Origin of the sequence: Enterobacter sp. GD03975 (genome assembly GCF_029838645.1) — a bacterium.
GTDB classification, from domain to species: Bacteria; Pseudomonadota; Gammaproteobacteria; order Enterobacterales; family Enterobacteriaceae; genus Enterobacter; species Enterobacter quasihormaechei.
The window spans coordinates 77,625-92,204 of the sequence record NZ_JAOBZC010000002.1 but is presented as its reverse complement, the minus strand read 5'-3'; the positions used below and the strand labels follow the sequence as shown (position 1 = coordinate 92,204).

Sequence of the window (14,580 nt, the reverse complement as noted above, 5' to 3'; positions counted from 1 at the left end):
GGATCAATTTGGTTTTTTCTTAACGTATTTGTAACCTTTCATCGTTGCTTTTTCCCCCTCCGGAGAATAAGCAACGAAGAAGGGACGCAGATAACTTTGTATTGGGGCATGCGTGTGGATCCTTATCTAACGGGGTTCACTCTCGGAGTCTTCATGCGATGAGCAAGGAGTCATAATGTTAGACGTAGTCGAACTGTCGCGCTTACAGTTTGCCTTGACCGCGATGTACCACTTCCTGTTTGTGCCGCTGACGCTGGGTATGGCGTTCCTGCTGGCGATCATGGAAACGGTTTACGTCCTCTCCGGCAAACAGATTTATAAAGATATGACCAAGTTCTGGGGCAAGTTGTTTGGCATCAACTTTGCGCTGGGCGTGGCAACCGGTCTGACCATGGAGTTCCAGTTCGGGACTAACTGGTCTTACTATTCCCACTACGTTGGGGATATTTTTGGTGCGCCGCTGGCCATTGAAGGTCTGATGGCCTTCTTCCTCGAATCCACCTTTGTAGGTCTGTTCTTCTTCGGTTGGGACCGTCTGGGTAAAGTCCAGCATATGGCGGTAACCTGGCTGGTGGCATTAGGCTCCAACCTGTCCGCGCTGTGGATCCTGGTGGCGAACGGCTGGATGCAAAACCCCATCGCGTCTGATTTCAACTTCGAAACCATGCGTATGGAGATGGTCAGTTTCGCTGAACTCGTCCTGAACCCGGTTGCTCAGGTGAAATTCGTCCACACCGTGGCGTCTGGCTACGTCTGCGGCGCGATGTTCGTGCTGGGCATCAGCTCCTACTATATGCTGCGCGGTCGTGACTTCGCGTTTGCGAAACGCTCCTTTGCTATCGCAGCAAGCTTCGGCATGGCGGCGATTTTGTCCGTTATTGTTCTGGGTGATGAATCCGGTTACGAAATGGGCGACGTGCAGAAAACCAAGCTGGCCGCGATTGAAGCGGAATGGGAAACCCAGCCGGCGCCTGCCGCGTTTACCCTGTTCGGCGTGCCTGACCAGGATGCGCAGGAAAACCGCTTCGCCATTCAAATTCCTTACGCTCTGGGTATTATCGCCACGCGCTCCGTCGACAAACAGGTTACTGGCCTGAAAGATCTGATGGTGCAGCATGAAGAGCGTATCCGTAACGGGATGAAAGCCTACTCGCTGCTGGAACAGCTGCGCGCCGGTTCTACCGACCAGGCCGTTCGCGATCGCTTTAACGACGTGAAAAAAGACCTGGGCTACGGCCTGCTGCTGAAACGCTATACCCCGAACGTCTCCGACGCGACGGAAGAGCAGATTCAGATGGCAACCAAAGACTCCATTCCACGCGTTGCGCCGCTCTACTTTGCGTTCCGCATCATGGTCGGTTGCGGCATTATTATGCTGCTGATCATCGCGGCCTCGTTCTGGTCCGTCATTCGTAACCGCATCGGCGAGAAAAAATGGCTGCTGCGCACCGCGCTGTACGGTATTCCACTGCCGTGGATCGCAATCGAGTCCGGCTGGTTTGTCGCGGAGTATGGCCGTCAGCCGTGGGCGATCGGTGAGGTGCTGCCAACCGCGGTAGCGAACTCCTCCCTGACCGCAGGCGACCTGATCTTCTCCATGCTGCTCATTTGCGGTCTGTACACCCTGTTCCTGGTGGCTGAACTGTTCCTGATGTTCAAGTTCGCGCGCCTTGGCCCAAGCAGCCTGAAAACCGGTCGCTACCACTACGAGCAGTCTGCTGTGACTACTCAGCCGGCACGCTAAGACAGGAGTCATCAAATGATCGATTATGAAGTATTGCGTTTTGTCTGGTGGCTGCTGATCGGCGTTCTGCTGATTGGATTTGCGGTCACCGATGGTTTCGACATGGGCGTGGGCATGCTCACCCGTTTCCTCGGTCGTAATGACACCGAGCGTCGAATCATGATTAACTCCATCGCCCCGCACTGGGACGGTAACCAGGTGTGGCTGATCACCGCAGGCGGCGCGCTGTTCGCTGCCTGGCCGATGGTCTACGCGGCTGCGTTCTCCGGCTTCTATGTGGCGATGATTCTGGTGCTGGCCTCTTTATTCTTCCGTCCGGTGGGTTTTGACTACCGTTCCAAGATTGAAGACACCCGCTGGCGTAACATGTGGGACTGGGGCATCTTCATTGGTAGCTTCGTTCCACCGCTGGTCATTGGTGTGGCGTTCGGTAACCTGTTGCAGGGCGTACCGTTCCACGTCGACGAATATATGCGTCTGTTCTACACCGGTAACTTCTTCCAGCTGCTGAATCCGTTTGGTCTGCTGGCGGGCGTGGTGAGCGTGGCGATGATTATCACCCAGGGCGCAACCTACCTTCAGATGCGTACCGTGGGTGAACTGCACCTGCGTTCCCGCGCAACCGCGCAGGTTGCAGCGCTGGTGACGCTGGTCTGCTTCGCTCTGGCAGGCGTGTGGGTGGTGTACGGTATTGATGGTTACGTGGTGACCTCCGCGATCAACCATACTGCACCGTCTAACCCGCTGACCAAAGAAGTGACGCGTCAGGCCGGTGCATGGCTGGTGAACTTCAACACGACCCCTGCGCTGTGGGCTATCCCGGCTCTGGGTGTGCTGCTGCCGCTGCTGACCGTGCTGACGTCTCGTCTGGAGAAAGGCGCTCTGGCGTTCGTGTTCTCCTCCCTGACGCTGGCGTGCATCATCCTGACCGCGGGTATTGCGATGTTCCCATTCGTTATGCCGTCCAGCACCATGATGAATGCTAGCCTGACCATGTGGGATGCAACCTCCAGCCAGCTGACGCTGAACCTGATGACGTATGTTGCTTGCGTATTCGTACCGATTATCCTGCTCTACACCAGCTGGTGTTACTGGAAAATGTTCGGTCGTATTACCAAAGAACATATCGAAAGCAACACCCACTCTATGTACTAAGTAAGGAGCTGAATATGTGGTATTTCGCATGGATTTTAGGGACGCTTCTTGCCTGTGCATTTGGTGTCATTACTGCCCTGGCGCTTGAGCATGTTGAAGCGTCCAAAGCAGGTGAAGAAAAGCACTAATGAACATTATCGCAACGTTATATGCGGTAATGGATAAGCGCCCCCTGAGGGCGCTTTCCCTCATTATGGCATTACTGCTGGCGGGCTGTATTTTCTGGGACCCGTCGCGCTTCGCGGCAAAAACCAGCGAGCTTGAGATCTGGCACGGCTTCCTGATTATGTGGGCGGTGTGTGCAGGGGTCATTCACGGCGTTGGCTTTCGTCCGAAAGCGCTTCACTGGCAGGGCATCTTCTGCCCGCTGATTGCCGATCTGGTTCTCCTCGCCGGTTTGATTTTCTTCTTCTTCTGAATAAGAAATGTCCGTTAACGATATGGGCTTACCCGAGCCCATAAAAATTTACTCTCCGTTTACTTTCCCCCATTCCAAACCATCATTCCCGCGCGTATAGTAGCGAAGTTTGAAAGCTCCAACTTTTCTTGTATTACCGGGATGTAAAGTGAATACAACGCTGTTTCGATGGCCGGTACGTGTCTACTACGAAGATACCGATGCCGGTGGTGTGGTCTACCACGCCAGCTACGTTGCTTTTTATGAACGGGCACGCACAGAGATGCTGCGCCATCATCACTTTAGTCAACAGGTGCTGTTGGCTGAGCGAGTTGCCTTCGTGGTACGCAAGATGACGCTTGAGTATTTTGCGCCTGCCAGACTCGACGATATGCTCGAAGTCCAAACAGAAATTACATCAATGCGCGGAACTTCACTGGTTTTCACGCAGCGGATAGTCAATGCAGAGAACACGGTACTGAACTCAGCTGAAGTCCTGATTGTCTGTGTTGATCCAACCATAATGAAGCCTCGTGCGCTTCCTAAGTCTATTGTCGCGGAGTTTAAGCAGTGACTGACATGAATATCCTTGATTTGTTCCTGAAGGCAAGCCTTCTGGTTAAACTTATCATGTTGATTTTGATTGGTTTTTCAATCGCATCCTGGGCCATCATCATCCAGAGAACGCGTATCCTCAATGCCGCTGGCCGGGAAGCCGAAGCGTTTGAAGATAAGTTCTGGTCGGGTATCGAGCTTTCTCGTCTGTACCAGGAAAGCCAGGGACGCCGTGATAGCCTTTCAGGCTCCGAACAAATTTTCTATAGTGGTTTCAAAGAGTTCGCTCGCTTACACCGTGCTAACAGCCATGCGCCGGAAGCCGTAGTAGAAGGTGCGTCGCGTGCGATGCGCATCTCCATGAACCGCGAACTGGAAAATCTTGAAACGCATATTCCGTTCCTCGGCACCGTGGGTTCCATCAGCCCGTATATCGGCCTGTTTGGTACAGTGTGGGGGATCATGCACGCCTTTATCGCGCTGGGCGCGGTGAAGCAGGCGACGTTGCAGATGGTTGCACCGGGTATCGCAGAAGCACTGATCGCGACCGCAATCGGTCTGTTCGCCGCAATTCCGGCGGTGATGGCGTACAACCGTCTGAACCAGCGCGTGAACAAACTGGAACTGAACTACGACAACTTTATGGAAGAGTTCACCGCGATTCTGCATCGTCAGGCGTTTACCAGCACCGAGAGCAACAAGGGGTAAACCATGGCCAGATCGCGTGGACGAGGTCGTCGCGAGCTCAAGTCCGAAATCAATATCGTTCCGTTACTGGACGTGCTGCTGGTGCTGCTGCTGATCTTTATGGCGACAGCGCCCATCATCACCCAGAGCGTGGAAGTTGATCTGCCGGATGCGACAGAATCACAGGCGGTAAGCACCAATGACGATCCTCCGGTCATCATTGAGGTTTCCGGCGTAGGGCAGTACAGCGTGGTGGTGGAGAAAGATCGTATGGATCAGCTTCCCCCTGAGCAGGTTATTGCTGAAGCGCAACGACGCCTGGAGTCAAATCCGAAGACGGTCTTCTTAATCGGTGGTGCGAAAGACGTACCATATGATGAAATTATCAAAGCGCTGAACTTGCTACATAGCGCGGGCGTTAAGTCAGTTGGCTTAATGACTCAGCCTATTTGATCATCTGCGTAGTTTTTGGGAACCGATAGTGTCAAAGGCAACCGAACAGAACGACAAGCTTAAGCGAGCGATAATCGTCTCCGCAGTGCTGCACGTGATTCTTTTTGCAGCGCTGATCTGGAGTTCGTTCGATGAGCACATTGATGCATCGGGCGGTGGTGGAGGTTCATCCATCGACGCCGTCATGGTAGATCCCGGTGCGGTAGTGCAGAACTATAATCGTCAGCAACAGCAGCAGGCGAGCGCAAAGCGCGCGGAAGAACAGCGTGAAAAACAGGCGCAACAGCAGGCGGAAGAGCTGCGTGAAAAGCAGGCCGCCGAGCAGGAACGTCTGAAGCAGCTTGAGAAAGAACGTTTGCAGGCGCAGGAAGCGGCGAAAGAGCAGGCGGAGCAGCAGAAACAGGCTGAAGCCGCAGCGAAGCAAGCCCAGGAACAGCAGAAGCAGGCGGAAGAGGCGGCAGCCAAGGCCGCAGCAGACGCGAAGGCGAAGGCAGATGCTCAGGCTAAGTTAGCCGCAGACGCGGCGAAGAAAGCGGCTGCTGATGCTCAGAAGAAAGCGGAAGCGGAAGCGGTGAAGAAAGCGGCTGCTGACGCGAAGAAGAAAGCGGAAGCGGAAGCGGCGAAAAAAGCGGCTGCCGACGCACAGAAGAAAGCCGAAGCGGAAGCCGCGAAGAAAGCTGCGCAGGAAGCCGAGAAGAAAGCGGCTGCTGATGCTGCGAAAAAAGCGGCCGCCGCCGAGAAAGCTGCGGCAGAAAAAGCCGCCGCTGCGGAAAAAGCTGCCGCTGATAAAAAAGCAGCCGCTGAGAAAGCCGCTGCCGATAAAAAAGCGGCTGCCGAAAAAGCCGCGGCTAAAAAGGCCGCAGCCGCTGAGAAAGCTGCCGCTGCCGCCGGTGTAGACGACCTGCTGGGTGACCTGAGCTCCGGTAAGAATGCACCGAAAACGGGCGGTGGGGCCAAAGGAAATGGACAGCCGTCAAAAGACAGCGGTACCTCCGGAGCCAACGGTGGGGCAACAGGTGCAGATATCAGCGCTTATGCCAAGCAGATCCAGGTTGCGATTCAGAGCCGACTCTTTGATGCAGGCCTGTATCAGGGCAAGCAGTGCGTACTGCACATCAATCTTGCGCCAGACGGCAGGTTGAAAAGCGTGACGTCTGAAGGGGGCGATCCTGCGCTCTGTCAGGCTGCACTGGCCGCAGCCAGATCGGCGAACATTCCTAAACCGCCTAGCGAGGCTGTTTATGAAAAGATAAAAGATGCCAAACTGGACTTTAAGCTGTAATCAACTCTTCTAACGGAAGTCTGAAAAACAGTCTATGGTCGTAAACAGGATAAGTAGTTTTGTCTATTTGGGTTTGTTAACATTCTGCTAAATTATCGTGGGTAAGGTTACCCAGATAAGGGAGATATGATGAAGCAGGCATTACGTGTAGCAGTTAGTTTTTTAATGCTGTGGGCAGCTGTACTGCACGCAGAAGTACGCATTGAGATCACCCAGGGGGTGGACTCAGCGCGTCCAATCGGTGTCGTTCCGTTCCAGTGGGCAGGCCCGGGCGCTGCGCCTGAAGATATTGGCGGCATTGTTGCAGCTGACCTGCGTAACAGCGGTAAATTTAACCCGTTAGATCGTTCTCGTCTGCCGCAGCAGCCGGGTACCGCGCAGGACGTTCAGCCTGCTGCGTGGTCTGCGCTGGGTATTGATGCGGTAGTTGTCGGCCAGGTTACGCCTGCACCAGACGGCGGCTATAACGTTGCGTATCAGCTGGTGGATACCGGCGGTGCGCCGGGTACCGTTCTGGCTCAAAACACTTATAAAGTGAACAAGCAGTGGCTGCGTTATGCAGGCCACACGGCGAGTGACGAAGTGTTTGAGAAGCTGACCGGGATTAAAGGTGCGTTCCGTACACGTATCGCGTACGTTGTGCAGACCAACGGCGGCCAGTTCCCTTATGAGCTGCGCGTCTCTGACTACGATGGTTACAACCAGTTCACCGTGCACCGTTCTCCGCAGCCGCTGATGTCTCCGGCATGGTCTCCTGACGGCTCCAAGCTGGCGTACGTGACCTTCGAGAGCGGACGTTCCGCGCTGGTTATCCAGACGCTGTCTAACGGTGCCGTGCGTCAGGTTGCGTCATTCCCACGTCACAACGGTGCGCCTGCGTTCTCTCCGGACGGGACTAAACTGGCGTTTGCCCTGTCTAAAACCGGTAGCCTGAACCTGTATGTAATGGACATTGGCTCTGGCCAGATCCGCCAGGTAACCGATGGTCGTAGCAACAATACTGAACCAACCTGGTTCCCGGACAGCCAGAATCTGGCCTTCACGTCTGACCAGGCGGGTCGTCCACAAGTTTATAAAATGAATATCAACGGCGGAGCAGCGCAGCGCATTACCTGGGAAGGTTCTCAGAACCAGGATGCTGACGTCAGTGCCGATGGTAAAACAATGGTAATGGTCAGCACTGCGGGTGGTCAGCAGCACATTGCCAAACAAGATCTGGTAACGGGAGGCGTACAAATACTGTCGTCAACGTTCCTGGATGAAACGCCAAGTCTGGCACCTAACGGCACCATGGTAATCTACAGCTCTTCTCAGGGGATGGGATCCGTGCTGAATCTGGTTTCTACAGATGGGCGTTTCAAAGCGCGTCTTCCGGCAACTGATGGACAGGTAAAATCACCTGCCTGGTCGCCGTATCTGTAATAATAATTAATTGATTACTAAAGGAATCTTAGAAATGCAACTGAACAAAGTGCTGAAGGGGCTGATGATCGCTCTGCCTGTAATGGCAATCGCAGCGTGTTCTTCTAACAAGAACGCAAGCAATGACCAGAGCGGCGAAGGCATGATGGGTGCCGGCACCGGTATGGACGCTAACGGCAATGGCAATATGTCTTCTGAAGAGCAAGCGCGTCTTCAGATGCAGCAGTTACAGCAGAACAACATCGTTTACTTCGATCTGGATAAATACGACATCCGTTCTGACTTCGCTGCAATGCTGGATGCGCACGCAAACTTCCTGCGTAGCAACCCGTCTTACAAAGTCACCGTAGAAGGTCATGCGGACGAACGTGGTACCCCAGAGTACAACATCTCCCTGGGTGAACGTCGTGCAAACGCTGTTAAAATGTACCTCCAGGGTAAAGGCGTTTCTGCTGACCAGATCTCCATCGTTTCTTACGGTAAAGAAAAACCAGCAGTACTGGGTCACGACGAAGCGGCTTACTCCAAAAACCGTCGTGCCGTACTCGTTTACTAAGAGAATTGCATGAGCAGTAACTTCAGACATCATCTGATGAGTCTGTCGTTACTGGTTGGAATAGCGGCCCCCTGGGCCGCTTTTGCTCAGGCACCAATCAGTAGTGTCGGCTCAGGCTCGGTAGAAGACCGGGTCACTCAGCTCGAGCGTATTTCTAACGCTCACAGTCAGCTTTTAACTCAACTCCAGCAGCAACTTTCCGACAACCAGAACGATATCGATTCCCTTCGTGGTCAGATCCAGGAGAGTCAGTATCAGCTTAATCAGGTTGTGGAGCGCCAGAAGCAAATCTTGTCGCAGATGGATAGCCTGAGCAGCGGCGGTGCGACTGCTCAGCCCGCAGCAGGCGATCAAAGCGGTGCGGCGACGCCTGCACCAGCGGCAGATGCCTCAGCGTCGTCTGGAGCGCCTGTACAGAGCGGTGACGCGAATACGGACTATAACGCGGCCATTGCCCTGGTGCAGGACAAATCGCGCCAGGACGATGCTATCGTTGCGTTTCAGAACTTCGTGAAGAAGTACCCTGATTCCACTTACCAGCCCAATGCGAACTACTGGCTGGGTCAGTTGAATTACAACAAGGGTAAAAAGGATGATGCGGCGTTTTATTTTGCCTCTGTGGTGAAAAATTACCCGAAATCACCGAAAGCGCCGGATGCGATGTTTAAAGTTGGCGTGATCATGCAGGACAAAGGCGACACGGCTAAAGCCAAAGCGGTTTATCAGCAGGTGGTTGCTAAATTCCCGGGCACTGACGGCGCCAAACAAGCGCAAAAACGTTTAAGTTCGATGGGTTGATTACCGCATGACCAGAAATCGCGTTATTTCTGGTCGTGCAGCATGATTCCTAAGCAGTTAAGTGATCTTCATCGAAATTTTTGTTGCGCAGAATTCTTAAATCAGTAATATATGCCGCCGTTGCCACGGGATATCAAACAACGTGAAAGCAGCGCAAAAGTGGGTCGTTAGCTCAGTTGGTAGAGCAGTTGACTTTTAATCAATTGGTCGCAGGTTCGAATCCTGCACGACCCACCACTTAAAGCAGTTCCGGCAGTACAGAGTGGGTGATTAGCTCAGTTGGTAGAGCATCTCCTTTACACGGAGGGGGTCGGCGGTTCGAGCCCGTCATCACCCACCACTCGGGTCGTTAGCTCAGTTGGTAGAGCAGTTGACTTTTAATCAATTGGTCGCAGGTTCGAATCCTGCACGACCCACCAATTTTATTGGTTCCGAGTGATAATTCAGGCAACACCCGAATGGGTCGTTAGCTCAGTTGGTAGAGCAGTTGACTTTTAATCAATTGGTCGCAGGTTCGAATCCTGCACGACCCACCAGCCTGAATAGATTTGAAGTACATCCCGTAAGGGGTCGTTAGCTCAGTTGGTAGAGCAGTTGACTTTTAATCAATTGGTCGCAGGTTCGAATCCTGCACGACCCACCAATTTTAATGTCTTACTCAGATGTTAAACGTGAAGGATAACGTTGCTTTAGCAACGGCCCGAAGGGCGAGGCGAAGCCGAGTCATCCTGCACGACCCACCAATGTAAAAAGGCGCCCTAAAGGCGCCTTTTTGCTATCTGTCGTTCTCCAGTGCTTTGTAGGTCGGGTAAGGCGAAGCCGCCACCCGACAAATGCTGCCGGCACCAATTCCCGATGACATTCCACCTGATATTCGCTATCTTGTTTAGTATATAAAACACCATTGCCGTCATTTTTGCTATCTACCGCAAAACAAAGACAATATTGTTAAGCCAGTAAAACGAGAAGCCATAATGAGTGTGATGTTTGATCCCGAAGCCGCAATTTATCCCTTCCCGCCGAAGCCAGCGCCGCTAAGCCGGGATGAGAAGCAGTTCTATCGTGAGAAAATTAAGCGCCTTCTTAAAGCGCGTGATGCGGTGATGGTGGCGCATTACTACACTGACCCGGAAATTCAGCAGTTGGCAGAAGAGACGGGCGGCTGTATCTCAGACTCGCTGGAGATGGCGCGTTTCGGCGCTAAACATCCTGCCTCTACGCTTCTCGTTGCGGGCGTTCGTTTTATGGGTGAAACGGCAAAAATCCTCAGCCCGGAAAAAACGATTCTGATGCCGACGCTGAATGCCGAATGCTCCCTCGATCTCGGCTGCCCGATTGATGAGTTCACCGCCTTCTGTGATGCTCACCCTGACCGTACCGTCGTGGTCTACGCCAACACCTCCGCTGCCGTCAAAGCCCGGGCAGACTGGGTAGTGACGTCCAGTATCGCCGTTGAGCTGATTGAACATCTGGACAGCATGGGTGAAAAAATCATCTGGGCGCCCGATCGCCATCTGGGAAACTACGTGCAAAAACAGACCGGTGCGGATGTGCTGTGCTGGCAGGGTGCCTGTATCGTCCACGATGAGTTCAAGACCCAGGCGCTGACCCGGATGAAAGGCTTACATCCGCAGGCCGCGATTCTGGTGCACCCGGAATCCCCGCAGTCGATCGTCGAGATGGCGGACGCCGTCGGCTCAACCAGCCAGTTAATTAACGCGGCAAAAACGCTGCCACACAAGCAGCTCATCGTGGCGACCGATCGCGGTATTTTCTACAAAATGCAGCAGGCCGTGCCGGAAAAAGAGCTGCTTGAAGCGCCAACCGCCGGAGAAGGGGCGACCTGCCGTAGCTGCGCGCACTGCCCGTGGATGGCGATGAATGGCCTCAAAGCCATTGCGGAGGGGCTGGAGAACGGTGGCGCTGCGCATGAGATCCACGTGGATGCTGCCCTGCGTGAAGGCGCGTTAATTCCGCTTAACCGCATGCTGGATTTTGCGGCTACACTACGTACTTAACTTATTACGCCCCGGAGAAAAAATGGATTTTTTTAGTACACAGAACATCCTGGTTCACATCCCCATCGGTGCGGGCGGCTATGACCTGTCGTGGATTGAAGCGGTAGGTACGTTGGCCGGTTTACTCTGTATCTGGCTGGCTAGCCTTGAGAAGATCAGCAACTATGCGTTCGGGCTGATTAACGTTACGCTGTTTGCGATCATCTTCTTCCAGATCCAGCTCTACGCCAGCCTGCTTCTACAGCTGTTCTTCTTCGCGGCCAACATCTACGGCTGGTATGCCTGGTCGCGGCAAAACAGCCAGCAGGAGGCGGAGCTGCAAATCCGCTGGCTGCCGTTGCCAAAAGCCCTCGCCTGGCTCGCGGCCTGCGTGGTGGCTATCGGCCTGATGACCGTCTTTATCGATCCGGTTTTTGCCTTCCTGACGCGCGTGGCGGTCTCGGTGATGTCGGGGCTGGGATTGAACGTCACCCTGCCAGAGCTTCAGCCGGACGCCTTCCCGTTCTGGGATTCCTGCATGATGGTACTGTCGATTGCGGCGATGATCTTGATGACGCGTAAATACGTTGAGAACTGGCTGTTGTGGGTGGTGATTAACGTGATTAGCGTGGTGATTTTTGCCCTTCAGGGCGTTTATGCCATGTCGCTGGAGTACATGCTGCTGACCTTCATTGCTCTCAACGGCAGCCGCATGTGGATTAACAGCGCGCGTGAGCGTGGCTCTCGCGCGCTTTCCCGTTAATGGTGATGTGCGTGTGAGTGGCCGGACTGCGCCTCGTTAAGGTGGCAGTCTGGCCCGCTGCAAGGCTGGTACTCCATCTGGATAGTGGAGTGCGCAATCTCATAGTGATGCTCAAGGAAATGCTGAATACGTTCAAGGAGCGCGTCGTGATCGTGGGGCGGAACAACCTGAACGTGCAGCGTCATAAGCGGTTTTTCGCCAACCAGCCAGACGTGAACGTGATGAACGTTACGAACCTCAGGAATGGAGCGACTCAGGTTGCGCTTCAGTTCGCCAATATCCAGTGACGTGGGCGCGCCTTCCAGCAGCTCATTTACGCTCTCCTTCAACAGCCGCCAGGCGCTGCGCAATACCAGGCACGATACCAGCACGGAAAGAATCGGGTCGATAGGGGTCCAGCCCGTGCCCATAATGATCAGCGCGGCCACAATCGCACCAACAGAACCCAGCAAATCACCGAGCACGTGGAGCGCCGCGGCCCGCACGTTCAGATTTTTTTCGCTGCTGCCGCGGTGCAATATCCAGAACGCCAGAATATTGGCAACCAGGCCGGCAATGGCAATCACCATCATCGTTGTGCCGGCTACCGGTTGAGGATGCCGAAAGCGCTGAAAAGCCTCCCAGACGATGAGTATGGTAATCACCACTAAGGCAATCGCATTCACAAAGGCGGCAAGCGTGGTCAGCCTGAGCCAGCCAAACGTGTGGCGGGCATTGGGCGGGCGACGGGCAAACTGAACGGCCAGCAGCGCGAAGAGCAGCGCTGCGGCATCGGTAAGCATGTGACCTGCATCGGCCAGCAGCGCCAGCGAGCCGGATATAAGGCCACCGATGACCTCAATAACCATAAACGTGGCGGTGACCGCAAATGCCAGCAGAAGCCGTTTGGCGTTTTCATCGCCGGAAGAGGGAGAATGGGAGTGGGAATGCGCCATGATATCTTTCCTGATTTATTATTATTTTTAGTGTAGCGTTTTTAAGTGCTTAAATAAAAAAGGAGAGCATGCGCTCTCCTTATTTCTTCTTAGACAGGCTTACTGAGTGGTGCCGTCCGTTTTGGTATTGGCATCGCTACCCACTTTGTCATTGGGATCCGGACATTTACCGTCTTTACACATCGAGTTTTTATGAACCTCATCGTTGGTCATGCCGTCGTGGTTCATGGTGCCGGTATTCGTACCGCTGGTGTTAGTATTGCCCGTGTTGATATTGCTGTTATCAACATTATTTGGCGCAATATTCTGTTTTGCATCCGGCGCAACCTGGCCTGCTTCGGCGGCAGCATTCGCGTCACCGTTGCTGCCGGATGAACCTGCATCGGCTGCCAGCACGCTGCCGCTTGCCAGGGTAAGGGTTGCCGTCAGGAAAAGCGTAGTCAGTTTCGTCATTTTCATCATGGTGCTCCTGTTCTTATCGTTACGCTGGATAACATTCTCCAACAGTGCATCTTGTTCAGTGGCGAAAGATCCCGGATTTCTGCGTGAGGGCAGAATGGAATCGCGTATAAATATTTAAATTCAGCTGTTACAAGTAAAAAGTTTAGGCCAGATCTCATTTTTCGCTATTTTGTGGTGAATTTTAGGCGAATTCCAGGAATTATCTGCGTGAAGTGTAAAAGCCCGTTTACACTTCAAGGCCGACAAGTTAGATTGAAAGCATTGCTTTCATTACTAAAGATATGGCAGAGCCGGAAAGAAGATGAATTATCAGAACGACGATTTACGTATTAAAGAGATCAATGAGTTATTACCTCCCGTAGCGCTCCTTGAAAAATTCCCCGCCACTGAAAATGCCGCCAACACGGTGTCTCATGCCCGCAAGGCGATCCACAAGATCCTCAAAGGTAGCGACGATCGTCTTCTGGTGGTGATCGGGCCGTGCTCTATTCACGATCCTGCTGCGGCCAAAGAGTACGCGTCACGACTGCTCACCCTGCGTGAAGAGCTGAAGGACGAACTGGAAATCGTGATGCGCGTCTATTTCGAAAAACCGCGTACCACCGTGGGCTGGAAAGGGCTGATTAACGATCCGCACATGGATAACAGCTTCCAGATCAACGATGGCCTGCGCATTGCGCGTAAGCTACTGCTGGAAATTAACGACAGCGGGCTGCCGGCGGCGGGAGAATTCCTGGATATGATCACGCCGCAGTATCTGGCTGACCTGATGAGTTGGGGCGCCATCGGCGCGCGCACCACGGAATCTCAGGTTCACCGCGAGCTGGCGTCTGGTCTCTCATGCCCGGTCGGCTTCAAAAACGGCACGGATGGCACCATCAAGGTCGCGATTGATGCCATCAATGCGGCTGGCGCGCCGCACTGCTTCCTGTCGGTGACCAAGTGGGGCCACTCGGCTATCGTTAATACCAGCGGTAACGGCGACTGCCATATCATTCTGCGCGGCGGTAAAGAGCCTAACTACAGCGCAAAACACGTGGCGGAAGTGAAGGCGGGTCTGGAGAAAGCGGGACTGGCGCCGCAGGTGATGATCGATTTCAGCCATGCGAACTCCAGCAAACAGTTCAAAAAGCAGATGGAAGTCGGGGCGGATGTTTGTCAGCAAATCGCCAACGGTGAACGCGCGGTGATTGGGGTGATGATCGAGAGCCATCTGGTGGAAGGCAACCAGAATCTTGAGGGCAGCGAACCGCTGGTCTACGGTAAGAGCGTGACGGATGCCTGCATTGGCTGGGAAGATACCGATGCGATCCTGCGCCAGCTGGCGGATGCGGTAAAAGCGCGTCGCGGCTAAGTCTGTCGCGGACAATAAAA

The 14,580-nt window shown here is 53.8% G+C and carries 16 protein-coding genes and 5 tRNA genes; 19 read left to right on the top strand and 2 right to left on the bottom strand.

What is annotated here, in order from left to right:
* Positions 1 to 175 precede the first annotated feature (175 nt).
* From cydA to pnuC, 18 genes are all read left to right on the top strand, one after another.
* Positions 176 to 1,744 carry a cytochrome ubiquinol oxidase subunit I gene (gene cydA, locus N5C09_RS04110; protein ID WP_063449338.1) on the top strand — a complete coding sequence of 523 codons (1,569 nt, stop codon included), beginning with the start codon at positions 176 to 178 and terminating at the stop codon, positions 1,742 to 1,744.
* Positions 1,745 to 1,759: 15 nt separating this feature from the next.
* Positions 1,760 to 2,899 carry a cytochrome d ubiquinol oxidase subunit II gene (gene cydB / locus N5C09_RS04105; RefSeq protein WP_279748510.1) on the top strand — a complete coding sequence of 380 codons (1,140 nt, stop codon included), beginning with the start codon at positions 1,760 to 1,762 and terminating at the stop codon, positions 2,897 to 2,899.
* Positions 2,900 to 2,913: 14 nt separating this feature from the next.
* A complete protein-coding gene (gene cydX, locus N5C09_RS04100; RefSeq protein ID WP_006177208.1) occupies positions 2,914 to 3,027 on the top strand; it encodes a cytochrome bd-I oxidase subunit CydX in 114 nt (37 codons plus the stop codon).
* Positions 3,027 to 3,317 (top strand): cyd operon protein YbgE, encoded by a 291-nt coding sequence (gene ybgE / locus N5C09_RS04095; protein ID WP_003858596.1) that lies wholly within the window; start codon positions 3,027 to 3,029, stop codon positions 3,315 to 3,317. Before cydX ends, ybgE begins: the two co-directional genes overlap by 1 nt.
* Positions 3,318 to 3,465: 148 nt before the next feature.
* Positions 3,466 to 3,870 (top strand): tol-pal system-associated acyl-CoA thioesterase, encoded by a 405-nt coding sequence (ybgC, locus tag N5C09_RS04090; RefSeq protein WP_003858593.1) that lies wholly within the window; start codon positions 3,466 to 3,468, stop codon positions 3,868 to 3,870.
* On the top strand, positions 3,867 to 4,559 hold the full coding sequence (gene tolQ, locus N5C09_RS04085) for a Tol-Pal system protein TolQ (RefSeq protein WP_072201887.1): 693 nt from the start codon (positions 3,867 to 3,869) through the stop codon (positions 4,557 to 4,559). The genes ybgC and tolQ overlap by 4 nt, the downstream gene beginning before the upstream one ends.
* A gap of 3 nt (positions 4,560 to 4,562) precedes the next feature.
* The gene (gene tolR / locus N5C09_RS04080; RefSeq protein WP_003858589.1) at positions 4,563 to 4,991 is read left to right on the top strand and encodes a colicin uptake protein TolR; all 429 of its coding nucleotides are present in this window, start codon (positions 4,563 to 4,565) and stop codon (positions 4,989 to 4,991) included.
* A gap of 28 nt (positions 4,992 to 5,019) precedes the next feature.
* Positions 5,020 to 6,273 (top strand): cell envelope integrity protein TolA, encoded by a 1,254-nt coding sequence (gene tolA / locus N5C09_RS04075; RefSeq protein ID WP_107534941.1) that lies wholly within the window; start codon positions 5,020 to 5,022, stop codon positions 6,271 to 6,273.
* 129 nt (positions 6,274 to 6,402) lie between these two features.
* The gene (gene tolB, locus N5C09_RS04070) at positions 6,403 to 7,695 is read left to right on the top strand and encodes a Tol-Pal system beta propeller repeat protein TolB (RefSeq protein WP_063866121.1); all 1,293 of its coding nucleotides are present in this window, start codon (positions 6,403 to 6,405) and stop codon (positions 7,693 to 7,695) included.
* 34 nt (positions 7,696 to 7,729) lie between these two features.
* On the top strand, positions 7,730 to 8,251 hold the full coding sequence (pal, locus tag N5C09_RS04065; RefSeq protein WP_003858578.1) for a peptidoglycan-associated lipoprotein Pal: 522 nt from the start codon (positions 7,730 to 7,732) through the stop codon (positions 8,249 to 8,251).
* A gap of 9 nt (positions 8,252 to 8,260) precedes the next feature.
* Positions 8,261 to 9,049, top strand: coding sequence for a cell division protein CpoB (cpoB, locus tag N5C09_RS04060; protein WP_279748509.1), 789 nt, complete (start codon positions 8,261 to 8,263; stop codon positions 9,047 to 9,049).
* A gap of 161 nt (positions 9,050 to 9,210) precedes the next feature.
* Positions 9,211 to 9,286, top strand: a tRNA-Lys gene (locus N5C09_RS04055).
* Positions 9,287 to 9,313: 27 nt separating this feature from the next.
* A tRNA-Val gene (locus tag N5C09_RS04050) sits at positions 9,314 to 9,389 on the top strand.
* A 3-nt stretch (positions 9,390 to 9,392) separates the two neighbouring features.
* Positions 9,393 to 9,468: transfer RNA gene (locus tag N5C09_RS04045), tRNA-Lys, on the top strand.
* Between the two features lie 41 nt (positions 9,469 to 9,509).
* A tRNA-Lys gene (locus tag N5C09_RS04040) sits at positions 9,510 to 9,585 on the top strand.
* Positions 9,586 to 9,616: 31 nt separating this feature from the next.
* A tRNA-Lys gene (locus N5C09_RS04035) sits at positions 9,617 to 9,692 on the top strand.
* A 331-nt stretch (positions 9,693 to 10,023) separates the two neighbouring features.
* Entirely contained in the window at positions 10,024 to 11,067 is a 1,044-nt protein-coding gene (gene nadA, locus N5C09_RS04030; RefSeq protein WP_279748508.1) for a quinolinate synthase NadA, read from the top strand.
* A gap of 22 nt (positions 11,068 to 11,089) precedes the next feature.
* Positions 11,090 to 11,809: a nicotinamide riboside transporter PnuC gene (gene pnuC, locus N5C09_RS04025; RefSeq protein ID WP_063449332.1), complete on the top strand. Its 720-nt coding sequence runs from the start codon at positions 11,090 to 11,092 to the stop codon at positions 11,807 to 11,809.
* On the opposite strand, the gene zitB is transcribed toward pnuC, so the two are convergent.
* Together zitB and N5C09_RS04015 are read right to left on the bottom strand one after the other, a co-directional pair.
* Positions 11,806 to 12,744 carry a CDF family zinc transporter ZitB gene (zitB, locus tag N5C09_RS04020; RefSeq protein ID WP_102751474.1) on the bottom strand — a complete coding sequence of 313 codons (939 nt, stop codon included), beginning with the start codon at positions 12,742 to 12,744 and terminating at the stop codon, positions 11,806 to 11,808. The genes pnuC and zitB overlap by 4 nt on opposite strands.
* Before the next feature lie 99 nt (positions 12,745 to 12,843).
* Positions 12,844 to 13,203, bottom strand: a complete 360-nt coding sequence (locus tag N5C09_RS04015; RefSeq protein ID WP_063866126.1) for a protein YbgS — start codon at positions 13,201 to 13,203, stop codon at positions 12,844 to 12,846.
* Between the two features lie 304 nt (positions 13,204 to 13,507).
* Here N5C09_RS04015 and aroG point away from each other — a divergent pair, with 304 nt between their 5' ends.
* Positions 13,508 to 14,560, top strand: a complete 1,053-nt coding sequence (aroG, locus tag N5C09_RS04010) for a 3-deoxy-7-phosphoheptulonate synthase AroG (RefSeq protein WP_107534944.1) — start codon at positions 13,508 to 13,510, stop codon at positions 14,558 to 14,560.
* Positions 14,561 to 14,580: the final 20 nt, after the last annotated feature.

Coding starts and splice junctions, on each gene's coding strand:
- cydB (WP_279748510.1), top strand. CDS start 1,760: ATGATCGATTATGAAGTATTGCGTTTTGTCTGGTGGCTGCTGATCGGC.
- nadA (WP_279748508.1), top strand. CDS start 10,024: ATGAGTGTGATGTTTGATCCCGAAGCCGCAATTTATCCCTTCCCGCCG.
- pal (WP_003858578.1), top strand. CDS start 7,730: ATGCAACTGAACAAAGTGCTGAAGGGGCTGATGATCGCTCTGCCTGTA.
- tolR (WP_003858589.1), top strand. CDS start 4,563: ATGGCCAGATCGCGTGGACGAGGTCGTCGCGAGCTCAAGTCCGAAATC.
- cydX (WP_006177208.1), top strand. CDS start 2,914: ATGTGGTATTTCGCATGGATTTTAGGGACGCTTCTTGCCTGTGCATTT.
- N5C09_RS04015 (WP_063866126.1), bottom strand. CDS start 13,203: ATGAAAATGACGAAACTGACTACGCTTTTCCTGACGGCAACCCTTACC.
- tolB (WP_063866121.1), top strand. CDS start 6,403: ATGAAGCAGGCATTACGTGTAGCAGTTAGTTTTTTAATGCTGTGGGCA.
- pnuC (WP_063449332.1), top strand. CDS start 11,090: ATGGATTTTTTTAGTACACAGAACATCCTGGTTCACATCCCCATCGGT.
- cpoB (WP_279748509.1), top strand. CDS start 8,261: ATGAGCAGTAACTTCAGACATCATCTGATGAGTCTGTCGTTACTGGTT.
- ybgE (WP_003858596.1), top strand. CDS start 3,027: ATGAACATTATCGCAACGTTATATGCGGTAATGGATAAGCGCCCCCTG.
- zitB (WP_102751474.1), bottom strand. CDS start 12,744: ATGGCGCATTCCCACTCCCATTCTCCCTCTTCCGGCGATGAAAACGCC.
- cydA (WP_063449338.1), top strand. CDS start 176: ATGTTAGACGTAGTCGAACTGTCGCGCTTACAGTTTGCCTTGACCGCG.
- aroG (WP_107534944.1), top strand. CDS start 13,508: ATGAATTATCAGAACGACGATTTACGTATTAAAGAGATCAATGAGTTA.